Here is a 4,848-nt window from a genome sequence, read left to right as displayed (position 1 = left end):
CCGTTTATGTGTAATAGAAAGTCAATAAGAACCGGGCCATGCTCGCCCTTGGAGCTTCTCATACCCAACCGGTATGGCTGTAGCTTCTGAGGAGATCGCCGTCGCTCACCGGATCATCCGGTCATCCTGTTAGTAACCGGTCAAAGCTGATCTGTTACATCGAAGGCGGACACCTGTCCATCGACAACACCCCTGCCGAGCGGTGAACCGCCCTCCCATGTACATATGACCAAAACGTCGCCGTTATCCTACCGTTCTGTCATGCCTACCCACGACGGAGTATTGACGGTCTCCGTCCTATAACATATCTTTTCCGAAAGGCGCTCAAGTACATATCGTCATGTGCATACGAGCCTCGTGTCGTTAAAAGAAATGGTTGGTGCCGCATGAAAGTGCTCTTCATGATGCCGTTCGGCGTGTCGAGCTTCTCCGCCCCCATCAAGATCAAGGCTTCGTCTTGGTGTTAGTGCCAGATGCACGTCACCTTGCGGTGCAGGAATGGAGTGTGAACATGAAAGCAGAAACGGAATCGCGGATTTTTTCGGTGGACGAATATGTCCGTCCGTCTAACGGCGAACCGATCCGTTCAGTTGTTCTGGAGACCAACGATTCTGTCGTTGTAGTTTGGCACGCCTACCCTAGGCAGGAAATAGCTGCCCATGTCCATCCTCACGGCCAAGATACTTGGACGGTTATCTCAGGTGAGGCCAAGTATTATCAAGGCAACGGCGTAGAAATTCATCTTAAAGCTGGAGATATTGCCATTGCAAAACCTGGGCAAGTACATGGTGCCGTGAACTCTGGTCCAGGACCTTTCATATTTGTCTCCGTGGTTGCGCCGGGCAGTGCAGGTTTTGCGTTATCTGAGAAATAGGCGAAAGGCCTGAGAGGAACCTGATGAATACACGAGTATTTACGTTCGCTGGTGGAGAAACGGGGGTTTGGCGCGTTGTTGCGATGAATGCCGTGGCAGGAGCCCCTCTCCCTGGAATCCCACGGCTCAACGTAGCCGCTGGCTCTGTTTCGCCGCAGCCTCCGGGCACCAAATGGCTCCTTCGCGGGATAACGAGTAACGAGCGCTATGTCGTGCGTGAAGAGAAGGATCGTCTCGTGGCGAAGCAGCCAAGCTTGGGTCGAGCAGAGGCTACCTGCGCCGCCCTGATCCCTATCCGGAAAAACCCCTCATGGTGGGGACTGTCTCAAGACGAACGCCGGAAGATTTTTGAGGAACAGTCCCGTCACATTCACATCGGGCTCCAATATCTCCCTGCTGTGGCCCGCCGCCTCCACCATTGTCGGGACCTGGGCGAGAACGAACCCTTCGACTTCTTGACTTGGTTCGAATATTCCCCGTCTGATGAGACGGCCTTTAACAGGCTTCTGGCCGAACTCCGAGCCTCGGTGGAGTGGCAGTATGTCGACAGAGAAATCGACATCCGGCTAGTGCATGAGCCGGCCTAGCATCAGGTTTAACTTCGATCTACGTGCGGCACACTCCTGCGACACCCGCAGCCCAGCAAAACCCCGAAAAATCTAGTGTGTCGCATAACTTAGGAGTAACGCGACAGGTATGTCTAGCGAGCCACTAGTCGCTTAAGAACTTTTCTACTTATAGCCTCCTCTTTCTCTCATCGATCTCCTCGGCATCCTGCCGTCTAGAGCCGGCACATTGTCCAGCTTTCGAATGAGGCTCTCCAGCTTTTCCAAGTCGCCCTCGGCAATGGCTCGCTCGTCGGGAGTTAAAGGCACGGCCTCCAAGTACCGTCCGATAGACGATTTGCTTTCCAATGCTTGGGCCCTTGCGCTGGCTTTCGGCAAGTTGAAGTCACACCCCGCACAGGCCATGCGATGTGGGCAGCTGCTCCAGAAGGGATTTGAACAATACGAGTCGCCCAAGTCATAGAAGGTGTAGGGGGCATCTGAATGGCGAACAATTACGTCATGATCGATCAAAACGGAGACCATATGGGCCATTTGATCGGCTTTAACGAAGGATGCTGCCAGCTTGGTAGGCCGAATTCGAATGTAATGCAAAGTCGAATTCGGCGAGCTATGTCCCGACCACTGCATTAGCTCGATCAGCGACATGCCCTGAGGGACGCTGGCGAGCGCCGTCACTGCGGAGGCACGTCCCCGGTGGCTGGTGATTCGCCCGCGACTGTCCTCCAGTGGCACACCCGCCTTGGCGCATAGCATTGGAATGATGGTGCCATTAATGACACTGGAGCCTATGCGCTTGCCTCGAAACTGAAATAGGTAGCTAACTTTTTCCCCGGTTCGCTCATCCAGCAAAGCGGCCTGGTTAGCAGGCCTGTCCTCCAGCCAGGCGTCAATGCGCTCCTTCACGACCACCGCTACAGGTTTGACGAAAGCTTTGAACGTCTTGCTGGCAGGAATATCGAGATAGCATAAAGTTTTTGCTGGAACGATGGTCCCATCCTCGTGTACCACATCATTGGTCTGAGGATGCGCGCATCTTTTATCCAAGCGCATGATTTCATTGCTGCGCAAACCAGCGTGCGTCCACACTACAGCAATGGCTTGAACCATCGACAGCGGATAGTGAATCTCCGAAAGCAGATCACTACGCTCAAGATTTAGACTCGCCCAAATCAGCTTGAGCCAGGTCGAGTCATCAATTACCCGCGGGTTGATACCCGAGTTGAATGTCACGGATCGCGGGGTGGCGAGGTGATGCCGGGGGCTGAACTTCAAACGACCCCATCCCCAGAGTTCAAAGTCTGTAAAAAATCGTCGCAAGGCATGTAGAAAGCCGCGCTTCGAGTTGGCAGCGATAGGCTGACCAAGCCCCTTTAGCTGTGTTCCCTTCGCTGACTCCAAAGCCCACTCACCGACCGTCATCCGGTCGACGGCAGCAATAAATGCAGCGCAAGTGGACATGCTCCAATCGGTAGGCGCCGCCATTCCTGATTGCTCGCGCGCTAGCCAGACACCGGTCCTCAAGATAAAACTGTAATTGCTTTCACGTGTGCGTGGACGCAAGGTGGAAGTGTCTCGCCATCGACGGCACCACATTGCCCAAGTCGGATCGATGCCTTCGATGCTTTTCGCCCGCCAACAGGTATAGCCTCGCATGCGTAAAGGTTTCGCCAAAATCCCCATGGCAGCGAGGCCGTGAGATACCTTTCCGACCGATCTCGCGACACCTTCGCTTCGATGCTGTTGGCCCTTCAGTAGCAGTTCCTCGGTGAATGTCTCCAACCGCGGATCGCCGTTTTCCAGCATCAAGGCACCCAGCACGTTGGAAAGGAACTGCTCAAGATGGCGAGCAGCGTAGCCCAGCGATCTCAACGCTTGGCTCAAGCGAACGTGCTCATGTCTGAACACGGCATGGCCGAAGATAAAAGAAGCATATATCGCCGGCTGCCGGAATTTGGCGATACGCTGCGGGGTTCGAAAATCGCCGAGATGGTAAGCAACGGAAGCGAGATATGGTCGTGATCCTGCTCGATTACTGAGCAAGGTCAACCACTGCGACTCAGACCAACACCAGTAGGGTTTACCGGTTTTGCTGACATTCCAGAGAATGACTGCCACTGATGAAATGGCTAATCGCTGAGAAACGCCGCTGTGCGCCGCTATATCAGCTAGCGGCCTCATGAGCTCAGGTATCTCTGATTGGAGGTAGCCCCAGTCTGAACGGTGAGAGCGATTCGAAAGTATGCTCAGCTCGATTTTCGATAGATCGCTCTGACGTACGTACTTGCTCGCGTCGAACGGAACATAAGGGGTGACTGAGGGGGTGCTCATAGCAATGCCTCAGACCCAAAGAGTTCACAGAACATCCGAGCATCGAGACTGCCGACGGAGTGCGCCATCTTTGCGGTTAAATCCGCGCCAGATAGGTGCAGGTAAATCAAAGTGGTTTTGGGGTCTCGATGTCCAGCATACGTGGTCAGTTCATGGAGCTTCCAGCCCGCACGGGCCAGATGGGTAAGCCGAAGGTGGCGAAAGGTATGAGTGCTCAGGTGCGATAGTTTCGCTTCCTTGGCCCACCCTTCAACCGTTTTACTCCACGCCCAACGGGACAGTGGCGAGCCTCGATTACGATCTGATGCTGATCGAAACAACGAACCTCGCATCCAGCCAGCGCCGCGAAGAGCATGTAGATGCTCTATCAAGACAGGTGCAATGTCTGGGCTGTAGCACACGACGCGGCTGCGTTTGCCTTTGGTCGTTTCCGCTCGCACCGAGATCAGTCGGTGTGCAACGTCTAAATCCTCAATACGCAAGGCCACCAACTCGGCACGGCGAAGAGCCCCGAAATACGCCAACGACAGCATTAGTCGATCACGGATAGACGACCTGGCCGCAATACTGAGAAAGTGTCGCCACTGCTCATCGGTGGGAATGTCTGGCAACTTAATCAGCCGTGGGAGCAAGCCCCTGACAAACCCTCCATGTCCAGGCACTTGGGCCAGCCGACCATGCTGTCCGCGGGGCACGGGGTTGTGCTCGCAAAGACCCTGAAAAACGAGGTGGTCGTACCACAACCGGATAGCAGTAAGCCGCTGGTGCAAGGTTGAATTCGCCACCGCGCTCTTTGCGCCAGGTAGCAGCTCACGGATGTAGAGCGTGACTTGTTCGAATGTCGCGGATTCGGGTTTCAGCCCACTCCCTTCGCAATGCAATAAGTAATGCGCAAGGGCACGGCCATAGGCGTCAAGGGTGGCCGGCGCACGCCCCAGATTACCCAAGAGCTCCAGCCAAGCTTGTACACTGGAATAACGACTTAACACTTGCTTGTGCAATGGGGTGGTGGTCATGGGCGCCCCCTGAGCGTCAACGGATTCAGCCTAGCTCAAAAGCATTCCACCTAACTTAATA

Annotated in this window: 4 protein-coding genes; 2 read left to right on the top strand and 2 right to left on the bottom strand. The window is 54.7% G+C overall.

The genetic code is table 11. From position 1 onward, the window contains the following. Window positions 1-511 precede the first annotated feature (511 nt). Window positions 512-874, top strand: a complete 363-nt coding sequence (locus BLS87_RS33160; protein ID WP_071534424.1) for a cupin domain-containing protein — start codon at window positions 512-514, stop codon at window positions 872-874. 23 nt (window positions 875-897) lie between these two features. Next, window positions 898-1,461, top strand: coding sequence for a chlorite dismutase family protein (locus BLS87_RS33155; RefSeq protein WP_026084028.1), 564 nt, complete (start codon window positions 898-900; stop codon window positions 1,459-1,461). A gap of 144 nt (window positions 1,462-1,605) precedes the next feature. On the opposite strand, the gene BLS87_RS33150 is transcribed toward BLS87_RS33155, so the two are convergent. Continuing rightward, a complete protein-coding gene (locus BLS87_RS33150) occupies window positions 1,606-3,771 on the bottom strand; it encodes a site-specific integrase (RefSeq protein WP_011914409.1) in 2,166 nt (721 codons plus the stop codon). Beyond that, window positions 3,768-4,787, bottom strand: a complete 1,020-nt coding sequence (locus BLS87_RS33145) for a tyrosine-type recombinase/integrase (protein ID WP_011914410.1) — start codon at window positions 4,785-4,787, stop codon at window positions 3,768-3,770. The genes BLS87_RS33150 and BLS87_RS33145 overlap by 4 nt, the downstream gene beginning before the upstream one ends. Between the last annotated feature and the right edge of the window lie 61 nt (window positions 4,788-4,848).

Source organism: Pseudomonas abietaniphila, assembly GCF_900100795.1.
Lineage (GTDB): Bacteria > Pseudomonadota > Gammaproteobacteria > Pseudomonadales > Pseudomonadaceae > Aquipseudomonas > Aquipseudomonas abietaniphila.
This window is presented reverse-complemented; position numbering and strand designations above follow the sequence as displayed.